The organism is Pelomonas parva (assembly GCF_043555835.1).
GTDB lineage: Bacteria > Pseudomonadota > Gammaproteobacteria > Burkholderiales > Burkholderiaceae_C > Pelomonas > Pelomonas parva.
The window spans coordinates 121,154-146,615 of the sequence record NZ_JBIGHV010000011.1 but is presented as its reverse complement, the minus strand read 5'-3'; the positions used below and the strand labels follow the sequence as shown (position 1 = coordinate 146,615).

The 25,462-nt window shown below is 67.7% G+C and carries 24 protein-coding genes; 12 read left to right on the top strand and 12 right to left on the bottom strand.

Annotated elements, in window-relative coordinates:
• Positions 1-8: 8 nt before the first annotated feature.
• The gene (locus tag ACG00Y_RS25020; RefSeq protein ID WP_394483690.1) at positions 9-1,139 is read right to left on the bottom strand and encodes an efflux RND transporter periplasmic adaptor subunit; all 1,131 of its coding nucleotides are present in this window, start codon (positions 1,137-1,139) and stop codon (positions 9-11) included.
• A gap of 133 nt (positions 1,140-1,272) precedes the next feature.
• Between ACG00Y_RS25020 and hpnC the strand changes: the two genes are divergently transcribed.
• Genes hpnC through hpnE form a run of 3 tightly spaced genes read left to right on the top strand, consistent with a single transcriptional unit; the run spans position 1,273 to position 4,231 of the window.
• Positions 1,273-2,097 carry a squalene synthase HpnC gene (gene hpnC / locus ACG00Y_RS25015; RefSeq protein WP_394483688.1) on the top strand — a complete coding sequence of 275 codons (825 nt, stop codon included), beginning with the start codon at positions 1,273-1,275 and terminating at the stop codon, positions 2,095-2,097.
• Positions 2,094-2,942: a presqualene diphosphate synthase HpnD gene (gene hpnD, locus ACG00Y_RS25010; protein WP_394483686.1), complete on the top strand. Its 849-nt coding sequence runs from the start codon at positions 2,094-2,096 to the stop codon at positions 2,940-2,942. The genes hpnC and hpnD overlap by 4 nt, the downstream gene beginning before the upstream one ends.
• Positions 2,939-4,231, top strand: coding sequence for a hydroxysqualene dehydroxylase HpnE (gene hpnE, locus ACG00Y_RS25005; RefSeq protein ID WP_394483684.1), 1,293 nt, complete (start codon positions 2,939-2,941; stop codon positions 4,229-4,231). Before hpnD ends, hpnE begins: the two co-directional genes overlap by 4 nt.
• Here the strand turns inward: hpnE and ACG00Y_RS25000 are convergent.
• The gene (locus ACG00Y_RS25000) at positions 4,153-5,241 is read right to left on the bottom strand and encodes a TIGR03790 family protein (protein ID WP_394483682.1); all 1,089 of its coding nucleotides are present in this window, start codon (positions 5,239-5,241) and stop codon (positions 4,153-4,155) included. The two genes, hpnE and ACG00Y_RS25000, sit on opposite strands and share 79 nt — an antisense overlap.
• Positions 5,242-5,308: 67 nt before the next feature.
• On the opposite strand from ACG00Y_RS25000, the gene ACG00Y_RS24995 reads away from it, so the two are divergent.
• Positions 5,309-6,079, top strand: coding sequence for an IclR family transcriptional regulator (locus ACG00Y_RS24995; RefSeq protein ID WP_394483680.1), 771 nt, complete (start codon positions 5,309-5,311; stop codon positions 6,077-6,079).
• 54 nt (positions 6,080-6,133) lie between these two features.
• Here ACG00Y_RS24995 and pbpG read toward each other — a convergent pair whose 3' ends face one another.
• The 4 genes from pbpG to pssA form a co-directional block, all read right to left on the bottom strand.
• Positions 6,134-7,156, bottom strand: coding sequence for a D-alanyl-D-alanine endopeptidase (pbpG, locus tag ACG00Y_RS24990; protein WP_394483678.1), 1,023 nt, complete (start codon positions 7,154-7,156; stop codon positions 6,134-6,136).
• A gap of 398 nt (positions 7,157-7,554) precedes the next feature.
• Positions 7,555-9,096: a 2-isopropylmalate synthase gene (locus ACG00Y_RS24985; RefSeq protein WP_394483676.1), complete on the bottom strand. Its 1,542-nt coding sequence runs from the start codon at positions 9,094-9,096 to the stop codon at positions 7,555-7,557.
• Positions 9,093-10,781 carry a 2-isopropylmalate synthase gene (gene leuA / locus ACG00Y_RS24980; RefSeq protein WP_394483674.1) on the bottom strand — a complete coding sequence of 563 codons (1,689 nt, stop codon included), beginning with the start codon at positions 10,779-10,781 and terminating at the stop codon, positions 9,093-9,095. Before leuA ends, ACG00Y_RS24985 begins: the two co-directional genes overlap by 4 nt.
• A 189-nt stretch (positions 10,782-10,970) precedes the next feature.
• Complete coding sequence (gene pssA, locus ACG00Y_RS24975; RefSeq protein WP_394483672.1) at positions 10,971-11,795, bottom strand: CDP-diacylglycerol--serine O-phosphatidyltransferase; 825 nt, start codon at positions 11,793-11,795, stop codon at positions 10,971-10,973.
• Between the two features lie 83 nt (positions 11,796-11,878).
• Between pssA and ACG00Y_RS24970 the strand changes: the two genes are divergently transcribed.
• Positions 11,879-12,370: a DUF1579 domain-containing protein gene (locus tag ACG00Y_RS24970; RefSeq protein ID WP_394483670.1), complete on the top strand. Its 492-nt coding sequence runs from the start codon at positions 11,879-11,881 to the stop codon at positions 12,368-12,370.
• A 58-nt stretch (positions 12,371-12,428) separates the two neighbouring features.
• Here the strand turns inward: ACG00Y_RS24970 and ilvC are convergent, their stop codons facing one another.
• The 3 genes from ilvC to ACG00Y_RS24955 all read right to left on the bottom strand — a co-directional run bounded on the left by ilvC (position 12,429) and on the right by ACG00Y_RS24955 (position 15,933).
• Complete coding sequence (ilvC, locus tag ACG00Y_RS24965; protein ID WP_394483668.1) at positions 12,429-13,445, bottom strand: ketol-acid reductoisomerase; 1,017 nt, start codon at positions 13,443-13,445, stop codon at positions 12,429-12,431.
• A gap of 47 nt (positions 13,446-13,492) precedes the next feature.
• Entirely contained in the window at positions 13,493-13,984 is a 492-nt protein-coding gene (gene ilvN / locus ACG00Y_RS24960; RefSeq protein ID WP_394483666.1) for an acetolactate synthase small subunit, read from the bottom strand.
• 164 nt (positions 13,985-14,148) lie between these two features.
• On the bottom strand, positions 14,149-15,933 hold the full coding sequence (locus tag ACG00Y_RS24955) for an acetolactate synthase 3 catalytic subunit (RefSeq protein ID WP_394483664.1): 1,785 nt from the start codon (positions 15,931-15,933) through the stop codon (positions 14,149-14,151).
• A gap of 234 nt (positions 15,934-16,167) precedes the next feature.
• Here ACG00Y_RS24955 and ACG00Y_RS24950 point away from each other — a divergent pair, with 234 nt between their 5' ends.
• Genes ACG00Y_RS24950 through ACG00Y_RS24930 form a run of 5 tightly spaced genes read left to right on the top strand, consistent with a single transcriptional unit; the run spans position 16,168 to position 18,901 of the window.
• Positions 16,168-16,734 (top strand): RNA polymerase sigma factor, encoded by a 567-nt coding sequence (locus ACG00Y_RS24950; protein WP_394483662.1) that lies wholly within the window; start codon positions 16,168-16,170, stop codon positions 16,732-16,734.
• The gene (locus ACG00Y_RS24945) at positions 16,731-17,207 is read left to right on the top strand and encodes a DUF3619 family protein (RefSeq protein ID WP_394483660.1); all 477 of its coding nucleotides are present in this window, start codon (positions 16,731-16,733) and stop codon (positions 17,205-17,207) included. Before ACG00Y_RS24950 ends, ACG00Y_RS24945 begins: the two co-directional genes overlap by 4 nt.
• Positions 17,208-17,211: 4 nt before the next feature.
• Complete coding sequence (locus ACG00Y_RS24940) at positions 17,212-18,027, top strand: DUF3106 domain-containing protein (protein WP_394483659.1); 816 nt, start codon at positions 17,212-17,214, stop codon at positions 18,025-18,027.
• On the top strand, positions 18,024-18,527 hold the full coding sequence (locus tag ACG00Y_RS24935) for an RDD family protein (protein ID WP_394483657.1): 504 nt from the start codon (positions 18,024-18,026) through the stop codon (positions 18,525-18,527). Before ACG00Y_RS24940 ends, ACG00Y_RS24935 begins: the two co-directional genes overlap by 4 nt.
• Complete coding sequence (locus ACG00Y_RS24930) at positions 18,524-18,901, top strand: diacylglycerol kinase (protein ID WP_394483655.1); 378 nt, start codon at positions 18,524-18,526, stop codon at positions 18,899-18,901. Before ACG00Y_RS24935 ends, ACG00Y_RS24930 begins: the two co-directional genes overlap by 4 nt.
• Positions 18,902-18,940: 39 nt before the next feature.
• On the opposite strand, the gene ACG00Y_RS24925 is transcribed toward ACG00Y_RS24930, so the two are convergent.
• Positions 18,941-19,279, bottom strand: coding sequence for a P-II family nitrogen regulator (locus ACG00Y_RS24925; RefSeq protein WP_056198291.1), 339 nt, complete (start codon positions 19,277-19,279; stop codon positions 18,941-18,943).
• 33 nt (positions 19,280-19,312) lie between these two features.
• Positions 19,313-21,316, bottom strand: coding sequence for an NAD(+) synthase (locus ACG00Y_RS24920; protein WP_394483652.1), 2,004 nt, complete (start codon positions 21,314-21,316; stop codon positions 19,313-19,315).
• Between the two features lie 82 nt (positions 21,317-21,398).
• Here ACG00Y_RS24920 and ACG00Y_RS24915 point away from each other — a divergent pair, with 82 nt between their 5' ends.
• Entirely contained in the window at positions 21,399-22,586 is a 1,188-nt protein-coding gene (locus tag ACG00Y_RS24915) for a GNAT family N-acetyltransferase (protein ID WP_394483650.1), read from the top strand.
• An 18-nt stretch (positions 22,587-22,604) separates the two neighbouring features.
• Here ACG00Y_RS24915 and ppa read toward each other — a convergent pair whose 3' ends face one another.
• Complete coding sequence (gene ppa, locus ACG00Y_RS24910) at positions 22,605-23,144, bottom strand: inorganic diphosphatase (RefSeq protein ID WP_394483648.1); 540 nt, start codon at positions 23,142-23,144, stop codon at positions 22,605-22,607.
• Positions 23,145-23,291: 147 nt separating this feature from the next.
• Between ppa and ACG00Y_RS24905 the strand changes: the two genes are divergently transcribed.
• On the top strand, positions 23,292-25,460 hold the full coding sequence (locus ACG00Y_RS24905) for a sodium-translocating pyrophosphatase (RefSeq protein ID WP_394483647.1): 2,169 nt from the start codon (positions 23,292-23,294) through the stop codon (positions 25,458-25,460).
• The last annotated feature ends 2 nt before the right edge of the window (positions 25,461-25,462 follow it).

Below are 25,462 nucleotides of genomic sequence, written 5' to 3'. Positions count from 1 at the left end.
GGCCCCGTTCAGCGTGAGGCTGAGGGAGCCGCAGGCGCTGCGATCGAACGTGGCGGCACGTAGCGCTTGACCTTCTGCCCCACGTTCAGCACGTGCACCCCCGCGACGACGACCTCCTGGCCGGCGTTCAAGCCGCCGGCGATGACCACCTCGTTGCCGTCCGCGCCGCCCACCTGCACCGTCACCGGCTTCACGGTCATCGAGGCGCCGTCCAGCAGCCACACCGAGGTTTTGCCCCCCTGCTGGAAAACCGCCGACAGCGGCAGCTTGACGACGCCGGCCACCTGCGGAAAGTCCAGCACGACGGTGGCGGACTGGCCCAGCTTCACGTCCAGCTTGCCCGCGTCTGCCTTGATCAGGAAGGTGCGCGTCACCGGGTCGGCCGCAGCGGCCATCTCGCGCAGCGCCAGCGGCGCGGTCTTGTCGCTGCCCCACAGGCGCACCTTCAGCGCACCGGGCAGGCTGGCCGCCGCCTTCACGCGGGCGAGTTGATCCTCGGGCACCGAGAAGACGATGTCGCGCGGGCCATCCAGCGCCAGGCGCACGACCGGCGTGCCGGCGGCCAGCACCTGGCCGGGCTCGGCGTCGATGCCGGTGACGACACCCGCGCCGTCGGCAACAAGCTGGGCATAGCCGGCCTGATTGCCCTGCACGTCGGCCTGGGCCTTGGCCTGGTCCAGCTGGGCCTGGGCCGCCTTGAAGGCCGAGTCGCGACGCTCCAGCTCGGCGGTACTGATGAAGCCCTGGCGCTGCAGGTCGACGAAGCGCTTGTAGTCGGCACCCATCTGGTCGCGGTTCGTGCGCGCAGCGGCCACGCCGGCCGTGGCAGCGGCCTGGGCCAGCTTCAGGTCCTGCGCGTCGATACGGGCCAGCACCTGGCCGGCCTTGACCTTGTCGCCGAGATTGACGGCCCGGCTCAGCAACTGGCCGTTGACGCGGAAGGACAGCCGCGATTCGACCCGCGCGCGCGCCTCGGCCGCATACTCATGGCTGGTGCTGGCTGCGCTGGCGCTGACGACCTGCGTGCGAACCGCGCGGACTGGCTCGGGCGCGGCAGCTTGCTTGCCACAACCGGACACCAAGGCCGAAAGCAGGACCGCCAGCAACAAGGGCGGCGCAAGACGCAGGAAATGGGGCATGCAGACCTCGGCAGGAGTGAACGGCCAGTCCCGAACTTAATGACCAGCGGGTCAGTAATGTATTCAGGCGCTGTGACAACTGTCAAACCTCATAGACACATCGGGCAAAAATCCGGCAACAAGCAGGCGGACCTTGAGCGTCGACCACTACGAAAACTTCCCCGTCGCCTCCTGGCTGTGCCCGCCCGCGCTGCGCCCGGCGGTCGTCGCGATCTACCACTTCGCGCGGACGGCGGACGACCTCGCCGACGAAGGCACGGCGGCGACCGCCGAGCGCATCCGGGACTTGCGCGACTATCGCGCCGATCTGCTCGCCGTGGTGGCGGGCGGGCCGCCCTCGTCACGCTGGCGCCACGTCTACACGCTGCTGGCCCGCGAGATGCACCGCCTGCAGCCCGCCCTGCTGCACGACCTGCTGGATGCCTTCGAGCAGGACCTGACCCCGCCGCGCTACCGCGACCGCGCCCATTTGCTGGACTACTGCCGCCGCTCCGCCAACCCGGTGGGCCGGCTGCTGCTGGGCCTGTACGGGGTGAATGACGACGCCTCGCTGCAGCGCTCGGACGCGATCTGCTCGGCGCTACAGCTCATCAACTTCTGGCAGGACTTCAGCCGCGACGGCCCGAACGGCCGGCTCTACGTACCGCAGGCCGACTTGGAGCGCCATGGCGTGACGGCGGAAGACGTGCTGGCCTGCCAGGACAGCACGGCTGCCCGCGCCTTGATCCGCGACCTCTGCAACTGGGCCCGGGTATTGATGCTGGAAGGCGCGCCGCTGGCTCTGACGCTGCGTGGCCGTGCGGGGTGGGAGCTGCGCCTCGTCGTGCAGGGCGGCCTGCTCATCCTGGACAAGATCGCCGCCAACGGCTACGACAGCCTGCTGCGCCGCCCCGCCGTGGGCAAGGCGGATTTGCCGCGCCTCATCTGGCGTGCGCTGACAATGCGCGCCACATCATGACCCCCGAGCAATACGTCCAAGAGAAGGCTGCGGCCAGCGGCTCCAGCTTCTACTACGCCTTCCTGTTCCTGCCGCCGCCGCGGCGGGCGGCGATCACGGCCTTCTACGCCTTCTGCCGCGAGGTCGACGACGTCGTCGACGAAACGCAGGACTCGGGTGTCGCCGCCACCAAGCTGGCCTGGTGGCGCAAGGAGGCGGCTGCCGCTTTTGCCGGCCAGCCCAGCCACCCGGCCATGAAGGCGCTGATGCCGCAGGTGCAGGCCTACGACATCCGGCTGGAGCACCTGCTGGCCGTCATCGAGGGCTGCGAGATGGACTTGCAGCAGACCCGCTACCTGGACTTCCCCGGCCTGAAGCGCTACTGCCACCTGGTGGCCGGCGTCGTCGGCGAAGTCGCGAGCGGCATCTTCGGCCGCACGCAGCCGCAGACGGTTGAGTACGCGCACAAGCTGGGCCTGGCGATGCAACTGACCAACATCATTCGCGACGTCGGCGACGACGCGCGGCGCGGCCGCGTCTACCTGCCGGTGAACGAGCTGCAGCAGTTCGGCGTCAAGGCCAACGAGATCCTGCTGCGCACCAAGCCCTGGGGCTATTCCGATCGCTTCACGGCGCTGATGCAGTTCCAGGCCGAGCGCGCGCACCGGCTCTACGACGAGGCGCTGGCGCTGCTGCCCGACGCCGACCGCGCCGCGCAGAAGCCCGGGCTCATGATGGCCAACATCTACCGCGCGCTGCTGGTCGAGATCGAGCGCGAGGACTTCCAGGTGCTGCACCAGCGCATCTCGCTGACGCCGCTGCGCAAGGCCTGGATCGCGATGAAGACGAACTGGCGCGGCAGGTGAAAGTCGCCGTCGTCGGCGCCGGCTGGGCCGGCATCTCGGCGGCTGTTGCGCTGGCCGATGCGGGCCACGACATCGCCGTCTTCGAGATGGCGCCGCAAGCCGGCGGCCGGGCGCGCAGCGTCGCCGGTGAGCCCGACTACGACAACGGCCAGCACATCCTCATCGGCGCTTACCGCGACAGCCTGGCGCTGATGCGCCACCTGGGCGCCGACCCCGAGCAGGTGCTCAAGCGCCTGCCGCTGGCCCTGCCCTACCCCGGCGAGCCCGGGCTGTGCCTGCCGCCGGGGCCGCCGCTGATCGCCTTCGCGCGCGGCGTGCTGGCGCATGGCGGCTGGCCCTTGAGCGCAAGGCTGGGCCTGCTGGCGGCGGCGGGCAGCTGGCTGGCGCGCGGCTTCCGCTGCGACCCGCGCCTGAGCGTGGCCGAGCTGTGTGCCGGCCTGCCCGGGCCGGTGAAGCGCGATCTCGTCGAGCCGCTGTGCGTGGCGGCGCTGAACACGCCCGCGCCGCAGGCCAGCGCCCAGGTCTTCCTGCGCGTGCTGAAGGACGCCCTCTTCAGCGGCGCTGGCAGCGCTGACCTGCTGCTGCCCCGGCGGCCACTGTCCGAGTTGCTGGCCGGGCCGGCGACCGCATGGCTGGGCAAGCGGCTGCGACTGGGGCAGCGCGTGCAACGACTGGAATCCGGGTGGCGTGTCGACGGCGAGGCCTTCGACGCCGTCGTGCTGGCCTGCACCAGCGTCGAGGCGGCACGCCTGGCGAACAGCATCGCGCCGGACTGGGCAGCCACCGCGCAGGCGCTGCGGTTCGAACCCATCATCACCGTCTACCTGAACAGCCCTGGCAGCGCCCTGCCCGCGCCGATGCTGGCGCTGCGCGAGGGCCCCGACGCGCCGGCGCAGTTCGTCTTCGACCACGGCCAACTGGGCGGCGCCCCAGGCCGCTTCGCCTTCGTCGTCAGCGGCGCGGCACCCTGGGTCGATCGTGGCGGCTGCGCCGAGGCGGTGCTGGCACAGGCGCAACGCGAGCTGCGCTGGGTCACGCCGCCAGTCGTCGACAAGGTGCTGACCGAGAAGCGCGCCACCTTCGCCTGCACGCCCGGCCTGGCCCGGCCGCCGGCCCGCATCGCGCCGGGCCTGTGGGCGGCCGGTGACTACGTCGACGGCCCCTACCCTGCCACGCTGGAAGGCGCCGTCCGGGCCGGCCTGGCGGCCGCTCAGGGCGTGGGCGCGGACGCTGCAACCGGGGCCGGGGCAAAAGGCGCCGCCAGCGGCTCGCCGACGAACACGCCCTGACCCGGCCAGGCGACGCTGCGCCAGTAGGCCTCCAGCGCACTGACGCCCTGCGCATAGGCCTGGATCAGCACCTGCGGATGCGGGAACTTCTGCACGTGGTTGCAGGGCTCGCTGACCGTGCCATAACTGGCTGTCGCACCGGCGTCTATCCAGTCCAGGATGTTCATCTGCCCTTCACTGGCCGGCGGCTTGTCGAGTTGGCCACCGAAGGAGGTCAGGTGGTCGGCCAGCGCACCCGGCAGCCATTCGCCGCCCAGCGGCGCCGGCACGCGCACCAGCCCGGTCTGGTAGACCAGAGTGCGGCGCATCGGTGGCAATGCATCACTGCGGACCCGCGCGACCTCGACGCCGGCCACGCCCGGCACCGGGCCGGCCGGTGGGAACAGGCGCTCGCGGACGTTGCGCGCCGCGTCCGGCGTGGCGGCCAGGTAGGCGATGGCCGGCTCGGTCGCGCCGGCCGCCAGCGTGTGGTCCGACGCCATGCCGCGCTCGATCATGGCCATGGCCACCGGCACCGAGCGTGCGGCCAGCTGCATTGCCGGGCGCATGCCGACGACGATCCACGGCCGGGAGCCGAAGTAACCCGCATAGGCGCTGGTGCGCGTCGGCGCGCAGTTGCGTGCGCAGAGATCGGGCTGCAAGCCCATGCCCAGCGCGCTGGTCAGCGAGTTGCACTCCACCGCATAGGGCTGGACCCAGGCCAGCGCCAGGCCGTTGACATGCTCGGGCATGTGGGCGCGGATGGCCTCGTCCAGCGCCTTGAATTCGTCCCGCGTCAGGCTGGCGCGCTGCGGCAGGCTGACGCGCAGCACCTGTGCTTCAGGGATGCCGCGCCGCCGGGCGTAGTACTCGCCCACGCTGACCGAATAGGGGTCGGCCGTGTTGATGACCACGCCCAGCTGAGCAGCGGTGATGCGGCCGTAAAGCTTGGGCAAGCGGCCCCAGGGCGCCCCCGGTAGCGGCTCGGCCGCCTGGCTCACCGGGGTCGCAGCCAGCAGCAGCGCGGCCACCGTGTGCCATCTATTGAATCCCGCTCTCACCATACAAAACTTCACCGATCTCCCCCACAATGAAGCCATGAAATCCAAAGAGGCGCAGCAGACCCCGGCCATCCAGGTGCTGGAGCGCATGTTCTCGCTCTTGGATGTGCTGGCCCAGCACCAGGACCCCGTCTCGCTGAAGGCCTTGTCCGAAGCCACCGGCCTGCACCCATCGACGGCGCACCGCATTCTCAATGACCTGACCATCGGCCGGTACGTCGACCGCCCGGAAGCCGGCAGCTATCGCCTAGGCATGCGCATGCTGGAGCTTGGCAACCTCGTCAAGGCGCGGCTGGACGTGCGCGACGCCGCGCTGCCCGCCATGCGCGAGCTGCACAAGTTCACCCACCAGCCGGTCAACCTGTCCGTGCGCCAGGGCGACGAGATCGTCTACATCGAGCGCACCTACTCCGAGCGCTCCGGCATGCAGGTCGTGCGCGCCGTCGGCGGCCGGGCGCCGTTGCACCTCACGTCGGTGGGCAAGCTCTTCCTGGCCAGCGACGACAGCCCGCGCGTGCGCGCCTACGCCACGCGCACAGGCCTGTCGGGCCACACGCGCAACAGCCTGACCGAGATCGGCGCGCTGGAGCGCGAGCTGGCCATGGTGCGCCAGCGCGGCATTGCCCGCGATGACGAGGAGTTGGAACTGGGCGTGCGCTGCATGGCCGCCGGCATCTACGACGACCAGGCCAAGCTCGTGGCCGGGCTGTCCATCTCGGCGCCGGCCGACCGGCTGGAGGAGAGCTGGGTCGTGCGACTGAAGGAAACCGCCGCACAGATCTCGGCGGCGCTGGGCCACCGGGCCTGACCCTCAAAAGCAAACGCGGCGCCGAGGCGCCGCGTTTGCTTTGAGCCGAGCCCGTCAGAGCTTGGCAGACGGCGTCGCCGTGTCGCCCTGAGTCGCCAGCCACTTGCGCACGCGCTCCGCATCGGCAATACGCGAGGCCTTGCCGCTGGAATCCAGGAACACCATGATCAGCTGCCGGCCGGCCATGCGGGCCTGCATGACGACGCATTTGCCGGCCTCGTTGATGAAGCCGGTCTTCTGCAGACCGATGTCCCACAACGGGTTGGACAGCAGGCCGTTGGTGCTGCGGAACTGCACCAGGCGCTTGCCCAGGGACACGCGCGTTTCGCGCGAAGTGGACAGGTCGCGCAGCAGCGGCACCTGGCTGGTCACGTTGACCAGCGTGGCCAGATCCTTGGCACTGCTCTGGTTGCGACTGGACAGGCCGGTCGGCTCGGCATAGTGAGTGTCGGCCATGCCCAGGCTGACGGCCTTGGCATTCATGGCTGCGACGAAGGCGGACATGCCGCCAGGGTAGTGGCGGCCCAGCGCGTTGGCGGCGCGGTTCTCGCTGGCCATCAGGGCCAGGTGCAGCATCTCGCCACGCGTCAGCGCCGTGCCGACGGCCAGACGCGAGCGGGTGTGCTTCTCGGTGTCGATGTCCTCTTCGGTCACCGTCAGCTTCTCGTCCAGCGACAGGCCGGCCTCGACGACGACCAGCGCGGTCATCAGCTTGGTGATGGAGGCGATGGGCAGCACCGCCTGCGGGTTCTTGGAGAACAGCACCTCGTTGGTGTTCTGGTCCAGCACGTAGGCAACACTGGACTTCAGTGCCAGCGGGTCATCCACCGCATGCAGGCCGGCGGCCATGCCGAAGGTCGCAACGGCGGGAACGAAGGCGGCCGGCCTGCGCAGCACGACGGACCTGACCTTGCGGGCCTGCCTGGCGCTTGGTTTGGCCTTCGCCTTGGTCACTTTAGTCGCCTTCACGACCTTGGTCACCTTGGCGGACTTGCTGGCGGCGGGGGCAGCCCCGGCGGCGCCCAGGAAGGACAGCAGGCTGAGGCTCAGGATTGCGGTGGCGAATGAAAGCTTCAACGGGTTCCCCAACAGCAGGACGGCAGTGTACGTGACGTGAAAATCGCTGACAAGATAAGGGCTTAAGCACCAAACCTCAAGTGAACTCTGGCCCCACTTGCAGCTGCTCGCACAGCCAAGTAGGCCTTGGCTGACAGAAAGACGGTATCGGGATGACCCTGAAAACCGCTTTCCGGCCGACGCAGCACGCTGCCTGTGGCGACCTTGGTCAACATTCTGCGGCCATGCCCCTGGCCGCGAACCCAAAGCAGCGGGTGCTTTACGCGCCAGATTCAATGTCCGGTGGCCGGAGCGTGACGCCGGTCACGCCGGTTACGCGCCTCATGCCCGCCGCCTTGCATGGCGGCGGTCCTTCGTCAGGCGTCGGACATGCCGCAGGGCATGTCCTCGGTCCTGCCTCAGCCCTGCGCCGCGACCCGTTCGACCTTGCTTTGCAGCTTGTTCAGCGCACTCAGATAGGCCTTGGCCGACGCGACCACGATGTCGGGGTCGGCGCCCACGCCGTTGACGATGCGGCCGGCGTGCTGCAGGCGCACTGTCACCTCGCCCTGCGACTCCGTGCTGCCGCTGGTGATGGCGTTCACCGAGTACAGCAGCATCTCCGCGCCCGACGCGACGACGGACTCGATGGCGCGCAGCGTGGCGTCCACCGGGCCGTTGCCATCGCTCTCGACGCTGTGTTCCTGCTGGCCCACCGAGAAGACGATGGCCGCATGTGGGCGCTCGCCGGTCTCGCTGCGCTGGGACAGCGACAGCAGCCGGAAGTGCTCCTGCTCGGCCGTCACCGACTCGTCCATGACGAGAGCCAGGATGTCCTCGTCGAAGATCTCGTTCTTGCGGTCGGCCAGGTCCTTGAAGCGCACGAAGGCCGCATTGACCTCGGCTTCGCTCTCCAGCTGGATGCCCAGCTCCTGCAGCCGCGCCTTGAAGGCATTGCGGCCCGACAGCTTGCCCAGCACGATCTTGTTGGCCGCCCAGCCCACGTCCTCGGCGCGCATGATCTCGTAGGTGTCGCGCGCCTTCAAGACGCCGTCCTGGTGGATGCCGCTGGCGTGCGCAAAGGCATTGGCGCCGACGACCGCCTTGTTGGGCTGTACGACAAAGCCGGTGGTCTGCGACACCAGCCGGGAAGCCGGCACGATCTGCGTCGCATCGATGCCGACATCCAGCCCGAAGTAATCACGCCGCGTCTTGACGGCCATGACGACTTCTTCGAGCGAACAGTTGCCGGCCCGCTCGCCCAGGCCGTTGATCGTGCATTCGATCTGGCGCGCGCCGCCGATCATCACGCCGGCCAGCGAGTTGGCGACCGCCATGCCGAGGTCGTTGTGGCAGTGCACGCTCCAGATCACCTGGTCGGAGTTGGGGACCTTTTCGCGCAGGCGGCGGATGAAGTCGCCGTACAGCTCCGGGATACCGTAGCCGACGGTGTCGGGGATGTTGATGGTGCCGGCACCTTCCTTGATGACGGCCTCGCAGACGCGGGCCAGAAAGTCGATGTCGGAGCGGTAGCCGTCCTCGGGAGAGAACTCGATGTCGCCGCACAGGTTGCGCGCGAAGCGCACCGCCAGTGTGGCCTGCTCCAGCACCTGCTCGCGCGTCATGCGCAGCTTCTTCTCCATGTGGAGTTCGCTGGTGGCGATGAAGGTGTGGATGCGGGCGCGCTGGGAGCCGGCCAGCGCCTCGGCGGCGCGAGAGATGTCGCGGTCATTGGCGCGGGCCAGCGAGCAGACCGTGCTGTCCTTGATGGCCGCGGCAATCGCTTTGACGGCCTCGAAGTCGCCATTGCTGGACGCCGCAAAGCCGGCCTCGATGACGTCGACGCGCATGCGCTCCAGTTGCCGCGCGATGCGCAGCTTCTCTTCACGCGTCATCGACGCGCCGGGCGACTGCTCGCCGTCGCGCAGCGTCGTGTCGAAGATGATGAGCTTGTCGGTCATCGCACGTTCTCCTCTTGAGATTGGGGCACGGTCAGCTGCGCACGCGACAGGCCGGACAGGATGGCCTGCATGGATGCACGCACGATGCTGCCATCGATGCCCACGCCGTGGCGAGTCACGTCGCCGACGCGCAGTTCCAGGTAGGCCACCGCGCGGGCATCGGCGCCGCTGCCGATGGAATGCTCGTGATAGTCCAGCACGCGCACCTCCTGACCCAGGCGGGTCGACAGCGCATGGACGAAGGCGTCGATGGGGCCGTTGCCCTCGCCCTGCACATGGCCCACCCAGCCGCCCAGCACGACCTCCGCCGACAAGCGCACGGCGCCACCGGCGATCTCGGTCATCTGCGGCTGCACGACCGAGGCGCTCGCATTGCCGATGCCGTACTCGCGCTCGAAGATGGCGTGCAGGTCGGCCGCAGTCAGCTCCTTGCCGGCGTCGTCCATCACGCGCTGCACGACCTGGCTGAACTCGATCTGCAGGCGGCGCGGCAACTCCAGCCCGTATTCGGTCTCAAGCAGATACGCGATGCCGCCCTTGCCTGACTGGCTGTTCACGCGGATGACGGCGTCGTAGCTGCGGCCCAGGTCCTTGGGGTCGATGGGCAGATAAGGCATGTCCCAGAGGTCGCCGGCCTTGCGCGCCGAGAAGGCCTTCTTGATCGCGTCCTGGTGCGAGCCGGAGAAGGACGTGTAGACGAGATCGCCCACATACGGGTGGCGCGGATGCACGGGAATCTGCGTGCAGTGCTCGACGCAGCGGCGCACTTCGTCGATGTCGGAGAAGTCCAGCTGCGGGTCGATGCCCTGCGTGTACAGGTTCAGCGCGATGTTGACGAGGTCGACATTGCCCGTGCGCTCGCCGTTGCCGAACAGGCAGCCTTCGACGCGGTCCGCACCGGCCATCAAGGCCAGCTCGCCCGCTGCGGTACCTGTGCCGCGGTCGTTGTGCGGGTGGACCGACAGCACGATGCTGTCGCGGCGTTCGAGGTGGCGGTGCATCCACTCCACCATGTCCGCAAAGATGTTGGGCGTGCTGTGCTCGACGGTGGCCGGCAGGTTGATGATGCACTTGCGCTCGCGGGTCGGCTCCCACACCGCGGTGACGGCATCGACGACGCGCTTGCTGAAGGCCAGCTCTGTGCCGGAAAACATCTCGGGCGAGTACTCGAAGCGCCAGTCGGTGCCCGGCCGTGCAGCGGCCAGGTCCTTGATCTGACGGGCGTGCGAGCTCGCCAGCTCGACGATGCCGTCCTCGTCCTGAGCCAGCACGACGCGGCGCATGACGGGCGCGACCGCGTTGTAGACGTGGACGATGACGCGCTTGGCGCCGTCCAGCGCCTCGAAGGTGCGCTCGATGAGGTGGGAGCGCGCCTGCGTCAGCACCTGGATGCTCACGTCGTCGGGGATGTGGCCGCCGTCGATGAGCAGGCGAATGAAGTCGAACTCGGTCTGCGACGCCGACGGGAAGCCGACCTCGATCTCCTTGAAGCCGATCTTCACGAGTTGCTGGAACATCCGCAGCTTGCGGGCAATGTCCATGGGCTCGATCAGCGCCTGGTTTCCGTCGCGCAGGTCGGTGCTCAGCCAGATCGGCGCGCGGGTCAGCACGGCGTCGGGCCAGGTGCGGTCCGGCAATGCGATCGGTGCGAAGGGGCGGTACTTGAGCTGCGGTTGCTTCAACATGGTTTCCATCCGTGGGTGGGGTGGCGCAACCGGCAGCCTTGGAAAACACGAACGGCCCGCTGCGGTTGCATACGGGCCGTTGGGGTCAGAAGTGCGAAGGCGTGACTGACTAGCGAACCCGTGGTTCCTCTAGGGCTAGTAGCAGCAGGCCGATCGCGAAATTCATAGGTCGGAATTTAGCACGTGAATCTACTGATGCAAGCCGCGTTCATCGGGCTCGTCGGTGCTGGTGGAGATGACGCTGACCGGCTTGCCCTTGGCCTTGCGCCAGCCGTAGATGACGTAGCCGGACAGCCCGTAGACGCAGAAGATCACGAACAGCACTGTGGGCGGGTCCAGCGCAATGAGGCCGATGGCCAGCATGATGGCCACCAGCACGATGAAGGGCACGCTGCGACGCCGGTCGAAGACTTTGAAGCTGTAGAAGGGCGCATTCGTGACCATCGAAAGCCCGGCGAACAGAGTCACGCCAAACGCCGTCCACCGCAACCAGGCCATGTTGTCCACGCCGCTGTACCAGGGCGCGTCGACCGCGCACCAGATCAGCCCCATGACGATGGCCGCCGCAGCGGGGCTGGGCAGGCCCTGGAAGTAGCGCTTGTCGACCACGCCGATGTTGACGTTGAAGCGCGCCAGCCGCAGCGCAGCACCGGCGATGTAGACGAAGGCCGGAATCCAGCCCGGCTTGCCCATGTCCTTGAGCGCCCACATGTAGACGATCAGGGCCGGCGCAGCGCCGAAGGCGACCATGTCGGACAGGCTGTCCATCTGCTCGCCAAACGCCGACTGCGTGTTGGTCATGCGCGCGACGCGGCCATCCAGGCTGTCGAGGATGGCGGCGGCAAAGACGGCGACGCAGGCGACCTCGAACCGGCCATTCATGGCCATGATGATGGCGTAGAAGGCGCTGAACAACGCGGCCAGCGTGATGGCATTGGGCAGCGCGTAGATGCCCTTGCGGCGGGGGCGGGCGGCGATGCTGGGCTCGTCGTCCTCGATGGGGTCAGGAGTCATGGGCGGCAGGATAGCGCAGGGACCCTGCTGACACGCTGCGGCCGGGGTCAAAACTAGCATGCGGCGATCCATGAAAGGCTCCCATGCTGCAAGACCTTGATCCCACGGCACCGGCCGACTTCGACTTCATCATCGGCGACTGGCGCGTGCTGCACGAGCGGCTGAATTCGCGCCTCGACGGCTGCACGCAATGGACGCGCTTCGAGGGCCTCACGTCGACGCGCAAGCTGCTCGGCGGCTGCGGCAATATCGAGGACAACCTGCTGCATCTGCCGACCGGACCCTACCGCGCTGCGGCGATACGGTCGTTCGACAGCGCTACCGGCCTTTGGGCGATCTGGTGGCTGGACGGCCGCTCGCCGCACACGCTGGACGTGCCGGTGCGCGGCGGATTCGAGAAAGGCGTGGGCCAGTTCTACGCCGACGACCAACTCGACGGTCGGCCCATCCGCATACGCTTCACCTGGTCCATCGCCGATAACGGCCATCCACGCTGGGAACAGGCGTTCTCGCCCGACGGCGGCGCGAGCTGGGAGACCAACTGGCGCATGGAGTTCATCCGCATCGCGGCCTGAAAGCAAAGAAGGCCGGCGCCTCGCGGCACCGGCCTTCAGATCACGCGGAAAGCGCAGATCAGTTCTTGGCCTTGTCGACCAGCTTGTTGGCCTTGATCCAGGGCATCATTTCGCGCAGCTTTTCGCCAACGATCTCGATGGGGTGCTCGGCGTTCAGGCGACGACGGCTCAGCAGCGTCGGCGCGCCGGCCTTGTTTTCCAGGATGAAGGACTTGGCGTAGTCGCCGGTCTGGATGTCCTTCAGGCACTGGCGCATCGCTTCCTTGGTGGCAGAGGTGACGACCTTGGGGCCGGTCACGTATTCACCGTATTCGGCGTTGTTCGAGATCGAGTAGTTCATGTTGGCGATGCCGCCTTCATAGATCAGGTCGACGATGAGCTTGAGCTCATGCAGGCACTCGAAGTAGGCCATCTCGGGCGCGTAACCGGCTTCGGTCAGCGTCTCGAAACCGGCCTTGATCAGCTCGACCGCGCCGCCACACAGAACCGCTTGCTCGCCGAACAGGTCGGTCTCGGTTTCTTCACGGAAGTTGGTCTCGATGATGCCGGCCTTGCCGCCGCCATTGGCAGCCGCGTAGCTCAGGGCCAGGTCGCGGGCCTTGCCGGACTTGTCGGCATAGACGGCGATCAGGTGGGGCACACCGCCGCCTTGGCGGTAGGTGCCGCGCACGGTGTGGCCGGGGGCCTTGGGAGCGACCATCCAGACGTCCAGGTCGGCGCGCGGCGTGACCTGGCCGTAGTGCACGTTGAAGCCGTGGGCGAAGGCCAGCGAGGCGCCTTGCTTGATGTTGGGCTCGACTTCGTTCTTGTAGACCTCGGCGATCTGCTCGTCGGGCAGCAGGATCATGACGACGTCGGCCGACTTGACCGCATCAGCGATCTCGGCGACCTTCAGGCCAGCGCCTTCGGCCTTGGCCCAGGACGCGCCGCTCTTACGCAGCGCGACGGTGACCTTGCAGCCGCTGTCATTCAGGTTCTGCGCGTGGGCATGGCCTTGTGAGCCGTAGCCAATGATGGTGACGTTCTTGCCCTTGATGAGGCTGAGATCGGCGTCCTTGTCGTAGTAGACGTTCATGATGTGTCGCTCCAGGAAAAATCGGTGGTGTGGGTGGTGAAGACGGATCAGACGCGCAGGATGCGCTCGCCGCGGCCGATGCCGCTGGCGCCGGTTCGGACGGTCTCGAGAATGGCGGCGCGGTCGATCGCGTCGATGAAGGCGTCGAGCTTGCCGGCGTCGCCGGTCAGCTCGATGGTGTACGTCTTCTCGGTGACGTCGATGACGCGGCCACGGAAGATGTCGGCGGTGCGCTTCATCTCCTCGCGCTCCTTGCCGACGGCGCGCACCTTGATGAGCATCAGCTCACGCTCGGTGTAGTTGCCCTCGGTCAGGTCGACGACCTTGACGACCTCGATGAGGCGGTTCAGGTGCTTGGTGATCTGCTCGATGATCTCGTCGCTGCCCGTCGTCACGATGGTCATGCGCGACAGGGACGGGTCCTCGGTCGGCGCGACGGTCAGGCTCTCGATGTTGTAGCCACGGGCGGAGAACAGGCCGACGACGCGCGACAGCGCCCCGGGCTCGTTCTCGAGGAGCAAAGCAATGATGTGTTTCATGGGGATCTCGTCCTTCGTGCTCTTCAGCGCCGGTGGCGGTAACCAGCGGGCCTTGGCAGCGGGTTCGAATCGTTGAGGGGATTGCTTGAGTCGGCAGTGCTCGACATCCGCCGCCAGCCTCGACGAGGGCGGTAACCCTCGCCAAAGCCCGCGGCTTCAGTCGCTCACAGGTCTTCCGACCCCAGCAGCATTTCCGAAATGCCCTTGCCCGCCTTGACCATGGGCCAGACGTTCTCGGTCGGATCGGTGCGGATGTCCAGGAAGACGGTGCGGTCGGTGAGGCGCATCGCCTCCTTCAGCGCCGGCTCCACGTCGCAGGGCTTCTCGACCAGGATGCCGACGTGGCCATAGGCCTCGGCCAGCTTCACGAAGTCGGGCAGCGCGTCCATGTAGCTGTGCGAGTAGCGGCCGCCGTAGTCCAACTGCTGCCACTGGCGCACCATGCCCAGGTAGCGGTTGTTCAGCGAGACGATCTTGACCGGCGTCTTGTACTGGAAGCAGGTCGACAGCTCCTGGATGCACATCTGGATGCTGCCCTCGCCGGTGATGCAGAACACGTCCGCGTCCGGCTTGGCGAGCTTGATGCCCATCGCATAGGGCAGGCCCACGCCCATGGTGCCCAGGCCGCCGGAGTTGATCCAGCGGCGCGGCTCGTCGAACTTGTAGTACTGCGCGGCCCACATCTGGTGTTGGCCGACGTCGCTGGTGATGTAGGTATCGCGGTCGCGGGTCAGCTTCCACAGCGTGTCGACCACCATCTGCGGCTTGATGACTTCGTCCGAGTCCTTGAAGACCAGGCACTCCTTGCGGCGCCACTCGTTGATCTGGTTCCACCAGGCGTTGACGGCGCTCGCGTCCGGCTTGGCCTGCGCCTCCTTCAACTGAGCGATCAGCTCCTGCAGCACGTCCTTCACATCGCCCACGATGGGGATGTCGACACGCACGCGCTTGGAGATCGACGAGGGGTCGATGTCGACGTGGATGATCTTGCGTTCGACCGAGCCGAAGTGCTTGGGGTTGCCGATGACGCGGTCGTCGAAGCGTGCGCCCACCGCCAGCAGCACATCGCAGTGCTGCATGGTCATGTTGGCCTCATACGTACCGTGCATGCCCAGCATGCCCAGGAAGCGCGGGTCGGTGCCGGGCATCGCGCCCAGGCCCATCAGCGTGTTCGTGCACGGGAAGCCGAGCAGGTCGACCAGCTGACGCAGCTCCGCCGTCGCTTCACCAAGGATGACGCCGCCGCCCGTGTAGATGTAGGGCCGCTTGGCCTGCAGCAACAGCTGGACGGCCTTGCGGATCTGGCCGCTATGGCCCTTCTTCGCCGGGTTGTAGGAGCGCATCTCGATGCGGTCCGGGTAGCTGAACGTGGTCTTGGCCAGCGACACATCCTTGGGGATGTCCACGACGACCGGCCCGGGCCGGCCGGTGCGGGCGATGTGGAAGGCCTTCTTCAGTGTCAGCGCCAGGTCCCGCACATCCTTGACCAGGAAGTTGTGCTTGACGATGGGGCGCGTGATGCCGACCGTATCGCATTCCTGGAAGGCGTCCAGGCCGATCGCCGGCGTGGGAACCTGACCCGTGATGATGACCATCGGGATCGAGTCCATGTAGGCCGTCGCGATGCCGGTCACAGCATTCGTGACGCCAGGGCCCGACGTGACCAGCGCAACACCGACTTCACCCGATGCCCGGGCAAAGCCGTCAGCAGCGTGGACGGCAGCTTGCTCATGGCGCACCAGCACGTGCTGGATGCTGTCCTGCTTGTAGAGCGCGTCGTAGATGTAGAGCACCGCGCCGCCGGGGTAACCCCAGAGATGGCGCACCCCTTCGGCCTGCAGGCAGCGAACGAGGATCTCGGAGCCATTGAGCTCCGTCGGTGTTTGGGAGGGGGAGTTTTGCGGCTGCGCCTGGGAGGCGCGCTTGATTTCCGCGGCAGACATGTCCATTTTTAGAACCTTTGTGAATTTCTCTAACGAAAAACCATTGGTGCTCCTCTTCACACCCTCATGAGGCGGATTCGGAACCTGCGCGATCAACAGATGGGGCCCGAGTCGGGCTTCCAACGAAAGACCAGATGACGCTTTGTGCGAAGCAGCATTATGCCGAGCAAAACTGGCTAAGCCTTCGTATCAGGCGAATGCCATAATCCGCGCCGCTGCCCGGACCGCAAGCCCCAAGCCTTGGCCACCGACAAAGAACTCAACGACTTCCTGCGCGCCGTGGACCGCCGCGCCTTCAAGCGCACGGCCTACCTCGTCCGCGACGACGATGCGGCCCTGGACATCGTGCAGGAAGCCATGATCAAGCTGGCCGAGAACTACTTCGACCGCCCCGCTGCCGAGTTGCCGCCGCTGTTCCAGCGCATCCTGTCGAACGCGACGATGGATTATTTCCGTCGCCAGAAGGTGCGCAATGCGGTGATGACGAACATGTCGGATTTCGAGGGCAGCGACTCGGACGGCGATTTCGACCTGCTGGAAGTCCTCGAATCGCGCGAAGGCGCGCTGGGCGCCCTCAGTGCGGCGGACGAAGTCAGCCGGGCGCAAATCTTGCAGCAGATCGAAGGCGCGGTTGAACAATTGCCGACGCGTCAACGCGAAGCCTTCCTGCTGCGTTACTGGGAGGAACTGGATGTCGCCGAGACCGCCTCCGTGATGGGTTGCTCAGAGGGCAGTGTCAAGACGCACTGCTCCCGGGCCGTTCATGCATTGGCCAAGACGCTCAAGGCCCAAGGGATCACGCTATGAACTCCTCACAATTTCCTGCCTCCACCGAGTTGGATGCCCGCGTCACCCGCTTCGGCCTGCGCGTGGCCGCCGGTCTGACGGAACGTAGCGCGGCGCTGCCGCAGGATGTGTCGGAGCGGCTTCGCTTCGCACGTGAGCAAGCCCTCGCGCGCGCCGCCCAAGCTCGCGCCGCCGCCAGCCCAGCGCTCGCGACAGACGCCGCTGGCGCCGTGCACAACGGTTCGACGCTGGCGCTGAAGGGCGGACCGCGTGGCTCCGGGAACGGCGGCAATGGCGCGCTGTGGGCCAAGCTGGCATCGGCGCTGCCGCTGATCCTGCTGCTGGCGGGACTGATGCTGATGCGGGAAGGCCAGGACAACGAGCAGATTGCCGCCGCCGCCGAGGTTGACACGGCCTTGCTCAGCGACAGCCTGCCGCCGGCTGCCTTCAGCGACCCGGGCTTCGCGGAGTTCCTCAGAGATGGGGAAGAATGACCGGATGCCGATGACCCGAGCCGCGCCCGCGCTGCCCGCCCGCCTCCCCCGCCTGCTGTTGGCCCTGCTGCTCAGCGCAGCGGGGCTTTCTGCTTTTGCGCAGGCCATGGACGCCGCCTCGGCGCCCGCAACGGCCGCGAGCACCGCCGCCCCGGTGCGCAAGGCTCGGCCGCTGGTCAAGCCGGTGGCACCCGCCGCGCTCAGCGTGCCGCCGGCCACATGGAGCGGCCTGACCCCCAAGCAGCAGGTGCTGCTCGCGCCGCTGGAGCGCGACTGGGCCGACATCTCCGATGCCCAGCGCAGCAAATGGCTCAGCGCCACGCCGACGCTGGCGACGATGTCGGGCGAGGAGATCAAGCGCGTGCACGACCGTATCCGTGACTGGACCCTGCTGAGCGGCTCCGAACGCGTGGATGCGCGCATCGGCTTCCAGGTCGCCAAGCAACTGACCGCCGAGCAACGCCAGGCCCGCTGGGAGGCCTACCAGGCCTTGCCGCTCGCGGAGCGCCAGGCGCTGGCGGACAAGGCCATGGCCCGCCGCCAGGCGCAGGCCGGCGCGCGCGCGCCGAAGTCGCTGGCGGCTCAGGCCAAGTCCAACATCGTGCCCGCCGCGCCCAAGCTGGTGGCGCCGACGGTGGTGGCCGGCACCCTCATCCAGGCCAAGCCGGGCGCGACGACGGTGCTCATCACGCGCAACGTCGCCCTGCCGGCCCATCAGCTCGCCGGCCAGACCAAGGTGATCGCCGACCCCGACCTGGTAGACCCGAACACGCTGCTGCCCAGGCGCAAGACGCCGCCCGCGCCGGCCCCGCGCCGATGACGGCGGCAGTCGACACAGCCGCCACGCCGCCCGGCCTGGCGCGACGCTTCGGCGCCCTCGTCTACGAGGGCGTTCTGCTGTTCGGCGTGCTGTTCTTCGCCTGCTTCGTCTACGTCGTGCTGACCCGCCAGAAGGACGCGCTGTTCGGCCTGCCCGGCTATGTGTTCGCCTTCGCGGTGCCGGCGCTCTATTTCGTCACGTTCTGGACGCGCAGCGGCCAGACACTGGCGCTCAAGACTTGGCACTTGCGCGTCGTCGACAGGAACGGGCAGCCACTGGGCGTGGGCAAGGCCTTCGCCCGCTACATGCTCGGCTGGCTGTGGGTGCTGCCGGGGCTGAGCCTGTGGACTCTCGGCGTCAAGGGCTGGTGGCTGCTTGCCGGCCTGCTCGCCTGGGTGCTGGTCTACGGCCTGCTGGCCCGTCTGCACCCGCAACGCCAATTCCTGCACGACGCCATCTGCGGGTCGCGCGTCATCACTCAACTACCGCAGCGCCCATGACCAACCCGCACAAGGGCCGCACCGGCCTGGACCGCATCGTCCACGCTGTCGGCTATTCCTGGGCTGGGCTGAAGGCGGCCTACACCGGCGAAAGCGCCTTCCGCCAGGAGACCTGGCTGTGCGTCATCGCGGCGCCGTTGGCGTTCTGGCTGGCCAACACCTGGGAACAGGCCGCGCTGCTGCTGGGCTCGCTGCTGCTGGTGCTCATCGTCGAGCTGCTGAACTCCGCCGTCGAGGCGGTCGTCGACCGCGTGTCCTTCGAGCGGCACGAACTGTCCAAGCGCGCCAAGGACATCGCCAGCGCTGCGGTGCTGATGGCGCTGGTGCTGGCTGCGGGCATCTGGGGCGCGGCCGTCTGGCAGCACCTGCGCTGAAGATGTGAACCTGGTTGGCAGGTTCACCCGGACGCTGCGTTAGACGGCAGCTTCGTCCGTCTCGCCAGTGCGGATGCGCACGACCTGCTCGACGGGCAGCACGAAGATCTTGCCGTCGCCGATCTTGCCGGTCTTGGCGGCCTTGAGGATGGCGTCGATGCAGCGGTCGACCTCGTCGTCCTTGACGACCACCTCGACCTTGACCTTGGGCAGGAAGTCGACGACGTACTCGGCACCGCGGTACAGCTCGGTGTGGCCCTTCTGGCGGCCGAAACCCTTGACCTCGGTGACCGTCAGGCCCGAGGCGCCGACCTCGGCCAGCGCTTCGCGGACCTCGTCGAGCTTGAAGGGTTTGATGATGGCGGTGATCTGCTTCATGGCGCGAGGCTCCTGGGTTCGTTTGGCGTCGATTTAAGCACGTTCGTCCGGCACTCGGTCCAGGTCGGCGAGCCAGACAACGGCTTCGGAATCACTGGGCGCGCGCCAGTCGCCGCGCGGCGAAAGCGAGCCGCCACTGCCGACTTTGGGCGCGTTAGGCACGCAGCTGCGCTTGAACTGGCTGCCCTTGAAGAAACGCTGCACGAAGATGCACAGCACGCGCTTGATCTCCGCGAGCGCATAGACCTCGCCCCAGGCATGCCGCGCCAGGAAGGCGATCTTGGCCGGCGCATAGCCGTGGCGCAGCGTGTAGAAGAGGTTGAAGTCCTGCAGCGCGTAGGCGCCGACGGTCGCTTCCGTGCTCTGCAGGCTGCCGGGAATCAGTTCGGGGCTGATCTCCGTGCCGAGGATGTCCAGCAGCACCTGCGTGTCGGTGCCGGCGCCAAGCTGTCCGGTCTCGGCGACCCAGCGCACCAGGTGCTGGATCAGCGTCTTGGGCACGCTCGCATTGACGTTGTAGTGCGACATGTGGTCGCCCACGCCGTAGGTGCACCAGCCCAGCGCCAGTTCGGACAGGTCGCCCGTGCCCAGCACCAGGCCGCCCGACAGGTTGGCCAGGCGGAACAGGTGGCTGGTGCGCTCGCCGGCCTGCACGTTCTCGAAGGTGATGTCGTACACCGGCTGGTCGTCGCGGTGCGGATGGCCGATGTCCTGCAGCATCTGCGTGCAGCTCGGCCGGATGTCGATCTCGCGCGCCTCGCAACCCACTGCGGCCATCAGGCGCAGCGCCTGCTGGCGCGTGCGCTCGCCGGTGGCGAAGCCAGGCATGGTCACGCCGATGATGTTCGTGCGCGGCAGGCCCAGCGCGTCCATCGCGCGCGCGGCCACGAGCAGCGCATGCGTGGAGTCCAGCCCGCCGGAGATGCCGACGATGAGCTTGTGGATGCCGCTGGACGCCAGCCGCTGCGTCAGGCCCTGGACCTGGATGTTGTAGACCTCCTGGCAGCGCTCGTCGCGGCGGCTGTGGTCGGCCGGCACGTAGGGAAAGCGCTCGACGCGGCGGCGCAGGGCCAGCGGCTGGTCGCGATCGAGAGCCAGCTTGAAGGGCACATGCCGGAAGCCGCTCACATACGAGGCATGCAGTCGCACCGAGTCGCCGAAGCTTGTCTGCCGCATGCGCTCGCGGGCCAGTCGCTCGAGGTCGACATCGGCCGTGACGAGTTGCGAGCGGCGCACGAAGCGCTCGGACTCGACGAGCAGCTCACCGTTCTCGCTGATGAGGGCCTGGCCGTCCCAGGCCAGGTCGGTCGTCGACTCGCCCGCGCCCGCCGATGAATAGACATAAGCCGCCAGGCAGCGCGCCGACTGCTGCGAAACCAGCTGGCGGCGATAGCCGGCCTTGCCGATGACGACGTTGGACGCCGATAGATTGACCAGCACCGTCGCGCCGGCCAGCGCCGCGAAGGACGACGGCGGGATCGGCGTCCACACGTCCTCGCAGATCTCCACGTGCAGTCGCAGCAGCGGCAGGTCTTCGGCCGCAAAGACCTGGCGGCTGCCGAACGGCACCTGCTGGCGCAGCAGCGTGACGGTGGCTAGCGTCGCCTCCTCGCCCGAGCAGAACTGGCGCGCTTCGTAGAACTCGCCGTAGTTGGGCAGGAAGGTCTTGGGCACCACGCCGAGGATGCGGCCGCGCAGCAGCACGACGGCGCAGTTGAACAGGCGATGCTCGACGCGCAGCGGCATGCCGACGATGGCCACGGTGGGCAGGTCTTGCGTGGCCGCCACCACGGCGGCGAGCGCCGCCTCACAGCCATCGAGCAGCGCGCGTTGGTGGAAGAGGTCGTCGCAGCTGTAGGCCGACAGGCCCAGCTCCGGAAACGCCACGACGGCGGCACCCTCTGCCGCAGCCTGATGCAACAGCGCAATCGTCTGCTCGGCATTGAACGCCGGATCGGCGACGCGGCACATCGGCACGCCCACGGCAAGGCGGGCGAAGTCATGGCTGTAGAGATTGTCGAAACGCATGGGCAGCATCCTGCCATCAAGCGGCCTCTGTTTTGTGCCTGAGAAGCCCTGGCCTTGGCCGTGAATGCCAAGTGCCCTTCCAATAGTCGGCATGCCCACCCTCCGTGTCGACCATTCGCCCGCTGCCCTGCCACCTGAGGCGTGGAACCGCCTGCTGGCCGCGTCGCCTCGGCCCACGCCCTTCATGCGCCACGAGTACCTGCTGGCCCTGCACGAATCGGGCTCCGCCACGGCCGACACCGGCTGGCAAGCGATGTTCTTGAGCCTGTGGGACGAGGACCAGTTGCTGGCCGCCTGCCCGGCCTGGCTGAAGACCCACAGCTACGGCGAGTATGTGTTCGACTGGGCCTGGGCCGATGCCTACCGCCGCCACGGCCTGGCCTACTACCCCAAGCTGCTGGTCGCCGTGCCGTTCACGCCGGTGCCCGGCAGCCGGCTGCTGGCCGCGGACGACGAGGCGCGCGCGCTGCTGGCGCAGGCGCTGCGGGCGCTGGCAAAGGAGACCGAGACGTCGTCGCTGCATGTGCTGTTCGGCGACGAGGCCGATCAGGTGGCACTCGCTGAAGCCGGCTGCATGGCGCGGGCGGGCGTGCAGTTCCACTGGACGGCGGAAGGCGACGCGGACTTCGCCGACTTCCTCGCCCGCCTGCAGCGAGACAAGCGCAAGAAGATCCAGCAGGAGCAACGCCGCGTGCGCGAGGCCGGTGTCGTCTTCGAGGCCCGCCATGGCCGCGACATCGCGGCCGACGACTGGGACTACTTCTACCGCTGCTACCAGCAGACCTACCGCGAGCACCACAGCACGCCCTACCTGAGCCGGGACTTCTTCGCGCGCATGGCCAGCGACATGCCCGAGCACTGGCTGATGTTCACGGCGATGCGAGGGGCTGAGCGCGTCGCCACCTCGCTGATCGCGCTGGACCCCGAGCGCCGCGCCGCGTTCGGCCGCTACTGGGGCGCGACCGAACACATCCCCCACCTGCACTTCGACGCCTGCTACTACCAACCGCTGGCCTGGTGCATCGCCAACGGCTACACGCGCTTCGAGGGCGGCGCCCAGGGCGAACACAAGATGGCGCGCGGGCTGATGCCCACGCCGACCGCGTCCAGCCACTGGCTGGCGCATCCGGCGTTCGCCGATGCGGTGAACGAGTTCCTCACGCGCGAGGGCGACGCCATCGCGGGCTACGTCAACGCGCTGGGCGAGCACACACCCTTCAAGATCGCGCAAGCGGGCGCGCACAAAGCAAAAGACGCCGCAGATGCGGCGTCTTCGTGAACAGAGGCGGCGAGCCGCTTACTTCTGCTCGGCCTTGGCGTAGTTGGCCATGCCTTCGGTGATCTCGGACTTGGCCTTCTCCGGGCCTTCCCAGCCCTTGACCTTGACCCACTTGCCGGCTTCCAGGTCCTTGTAGTGCTCGAAGAAGTGCTGGATGGCCTTGATGCGCATCGGGTTCACGTCTTCGATCTTTTCCCAGTGGCTGTACATGGGCAGGATCTTGTTGGTCGGCACGGCCAGCAGCTTGGCGTCGCCACCGGCCTCGTCGTCCATCATCAGCACGCCCAGCGGGCGGCAGGTCACGACGACACCGGGGCTCAGTGCAAACGGGGTGATGACCAGCACGTCCACCGGGTCGCCGTCGTCCGCCAACGTCCTGGGGATGTAGCCGTAGTTGCACGGGTAGTACATCGGCGTGGTCAGGAAGCGATCGACGAACAGGGCGCCGCTCTCCTTGTCGACCTCGTACTTGATCGGGTCGGCATTCATCGGGATCTCGATGATGACGTTGAACTCGTCGGGCGCCTTGGCGCCGGGGGACACGTTGTGCAGGCTCATGGTCGTCGTTCTAAGGGGCTGGAAAACCCGCATTCTAGTTTTGCTGGTAAACGCTGCCCTTACACGACAAGGCCCGCACTTAAGCTCCGCCGCGCATGCCCCGTACCGCGGGGTACCCGGTTCACACGCTAAAGAGGAGACGAATACATGTCGACGGAAATGGCGCTGTATTTCGCGCTGGCCTGCGGCCTCGCGGCCGTTCTTTATGGCTTCATTCAACGCAGCTGGATCTTGAGCCAGGACGCCGGCAATGCCCGCATGCAGGAGATCGCCCTGGCGATCCAGCAGGGTGCCGCCGCCTACCTCGGCCGGCAGTACCGCACCATCGCCATCGTCGGCGTCGTGCTCGCCATCGCGATTGCGGTGGTGCCCGGCCTGGGCCTGACGACGGCCGTGGGCTTCGTAATCGGCGCGGTGCTGTCGGGCATCTGCGGCTTCATCGGCATGAACATCTCGGTGCGCGCCAACGTGCGCACCGCACAGGCCGCCTCCAAGGGCATAGGCCCGGCGCTGGACGTGGCCTTCAAGGGCGGCGCCATCACCGGCATGCTGGTCGTGGGCCTGGGCCTGCTGGGCGTGGGCGGCTTCTACCTGGCCATCGGCGGCGGGCATGACAGCACGGCGCTCAAGCCCATGCTGGGCCTGGCCTTCGGCTCGTCGCTGATCTCCATCTTTGCGCGCCTGGGTGGCGGCATCTTCACCAAGGGCGCGGACGTCGGCGCCGACCTGGTGGGCAAGGTCGAGGCCGGCATCCCCGAGGACGACCCGCGCAACCCGGCCGTCATTGCCGACAACGTGGGCGACAACGTCGGCGACTGCGCCGGCATGGCGGCCGACCTGTTCGAGACCTACGCGGTAACGCTGATCGCCGCGATGGCGCTGGGCGCGCTGATGATCACCGGCAGCAACGCGCTGGCCGGCGTCGTCTACCCGCTGGCACTCGGCGGTGTCTCCATCATTGCCTCCATCATCGGCTGCTACTTCGTCAAGGCCAGCCCCGGCATGAAGAACGTGATGCCGGCGCTGTACAAAGGCCTGATCGTGGCCGGCGTGCTGAGCCTGATCGCTTTCTTCTTCGTCACCAAGGCGATGTTCCCCGGCACCATCGAGCTGACCGGCGGCGGCACCACGAACGCGATGGCGCTGTTCGGCGCCTGCACGGTCGGTCTGGTGCTGACGGCGGCCATGGTCTGGATCACCGAGTACTACACCGGCACGCAGTACGGCCCGGTGCAGCACGTGGCGCAAGCCTCCACCACCGGTCACGGCACCAACGTCATCGCCGGCCTGGGCGTGTCGATGAAGTCCACCGCCCTGCCCGTGCTGTTCGTCTGCGCGGCCATCTGGTCGGCATTCGAGATGGCGGGCCTGTACGGCATCGCCGTGGCGGCCACGTCCATGCTCAGCATGGCAGGCATCATCGTCGCGCTGGACGCCTACGGCCCCATCACCGACAACGCCGGCGGCATTGCCGAGATGGCCGAGTTGCCGGCTTCCGTGCGCGACGTGACCGACCCGCTGGACGCCGTGGGCAACACCACCAAGGCCGTCACCAAGGGCTATGCCATCGGCTCGGCGGGCCTGGCCGCGCTGGTGCTGTTTGCCGACTACACCCATGCGCTGGAAGCACGCGGACTGCACGAGATGTTCTCGCTGTCCGACCCCAAGGTCATCCTGGGCCTGTTCATCGGCGGCCTGATCCCCTTCCTGTTCGCCGCGATGGCGATGGAAGCGGTGGGCCGCGCGGCGGGTGCGGTCGTCGTGGAAGTGCGCAAGCAGTTCGCCGACGGCGCCATCATGGCCGGCAAGCGCAAGCCCGACTACAGCGCCGCAGTCGACATGCTGACCACGGCGGCCATCAAGGAAATGATCGTGCCGTCGCTGCTGCCGGTGGCCGCGCCCATCATCGTCGGCCTGATCCTCGGCCCGGCGGCGCTGGGCGGCCTGCTGATGGGCACCATCGTCACCGGCCTGTTCGTCGGCATTTCCATGTGCACCGGCGGCGGCGCCTGGGACAACGCCAAGAAGCTGATCGAAGAAGGCTTCACCGACAGCAACGGCGTGCTGCACAAGAAGGGCTCGGAGGCGCACAAGGCCGCCGTCACCGGCGACACCGTGGGCGACCCCTACAAGGACACCGCCGGCCCGGCCGTCAACCCGCTGATCAAGATCATCAACATCGTCGCGCTGCTGATCGTGCCGGTGCTGCCCATGCCCACCAGCAGCCAGCCGCCCTCGCCTGCGCACGCAGTCGTGACCCCGGCCGCGCCAGCGGCCAGCATGGCCGAGCTGCCCGCTTCGGCTGCCTCGCAGTAAAG

Bases quoted from the DNA above. Each gene is read 5' to 3' on its own strand.
- ACG00Y_RS25020 (WP_394483690.1), bottom strand. From the start codon at position 1,139: ATGCCCCATTTCCTGCGTCTTGCGCCGCCCTTGTTGCTGGCGGTCCTG.
- hpnD (WP_394483686.1), top strand. From the start codon at position 2,094: ATGACCCCCGAGCAATACGTCCAAGAGAAGGCTGCGGCCAGCGGCTCC.
- ACG00Y_RS24995 (WP_394483680.1), top strand. From the start codon at position 5,309: ATGAAATCCAAAGAGGCGCAGCAGACCCCGGCCATCCAGGTGCTGGAG.
- ACG00Y_RS24985 (WP_394483676.1), bottom strand. From the start codon at position 9,096: ATGACCGACAAGCTCATCATCTTCGACACGACGCTGCGCGACGGCGAG.
- leuA (WP_394483674.1), bottom strand. From the start codon at position 10,781: ATGTTGAAGCAACCGCAGCTCAAGTACCGCCCCTTCGCACCGATCGCA.
- pssA (WP_394483672.1), bottom strand. From the start codon at position 11,795: ATGACTCCTGACCCCATCGAGGACGACGAGCCCAGCATCGCCGCCCGC.
- ACG00Y_RS24970 (WP_394483670.1), top strand. From the start codon at position 11,879: ATGCTGCAAGACCTTGATCCCACGGCACCGGCCGACTTCGACTTCATC.
- ilvC (WP_394483668.1), bottom strand. From the start codon at position 13,445: ATGAACGTCTACTACGACAAGGACGCCGATCTCAGCCTCATCAAGGGC.
- ilvN (WP_394483666.1), bottom strand. From the start codon at position 13,984: ATGAAACACATCATTGCTTTGCTCCTCGAGAACGAGCCCGGGGCGCTG.
- ACG00Y_RS24955 (WP_394483664.1), bottom strand. From the start codon at position 15,933: ATGGACATGTCTGCCGCGGAAATCAAGCGCGCCTCCCAGGCGCAGCCG.
- ACG00Y_RS24945 (WP_394483660.1), top strand. From the start codon at position 16,731: ATGAACTCCTCACAATTTCCTGCCTCCACCGAGTTGGATGCCCGCGTC.
- ACG00Y_RS24940 (WP_394483659.1), top strand. From the start codon at position 17,212: ATGCCGATGACCCGAGCCGCGCCCGCGCTGCCCGCCCGCCTCCCCCGC.
- ACG00Y_RS24935 (WP_394483657.1), top strand. From the start codon at position 18,024: ATGACGGCGGCAGTCGACACAGCCGCCACGCCGCCCGGCCTGGCGCGA.
- ACG00Y_RS24930 (WP_394483655.1), top strand. From the start codon at position 18,524: ATGACCAACCCGCACAAGGGCCGCACCGGCCTGGACCGCATCGTCCAC.
- ACG00Y_RS24925 (WP_056198291.1), bottom strand. From the start codon at position 19,279: ATGAAGCAGATCACCGCCATCATCAAACCCTTCAAGCTCGACGAGGTC.
- ACG00Y_RS24920 (WP_394483652.1), bottom strand. From the start codon at position 21,316: ATGCTGCCCATGCGTTTCGACAATCTCTACAGCCATGACTTCGCCCGC.
- ACG00Y_RS24915 (WP_394483650.1), top strand. From the start codon at position 21,399: ATGCCCACCCTCCGTGTCGACCATTCGCCCGCTGCCCTGCCACCTGAG.
- ppa (WP_394483648.1), bottom strand. From the start codon at position 23,144: ATGAGCCTGCACAACGTGTCCCCCGGCGCCAAGGCGCCCGACGAGTTC.
- ACG00Y_RS24905 (WP_394483647.1), top strand. From the start codon at position 23,292: ATGTCGACGGAAATGGCGCTGTATTTCGCGCTGGCCTGCGGCCTCGCG.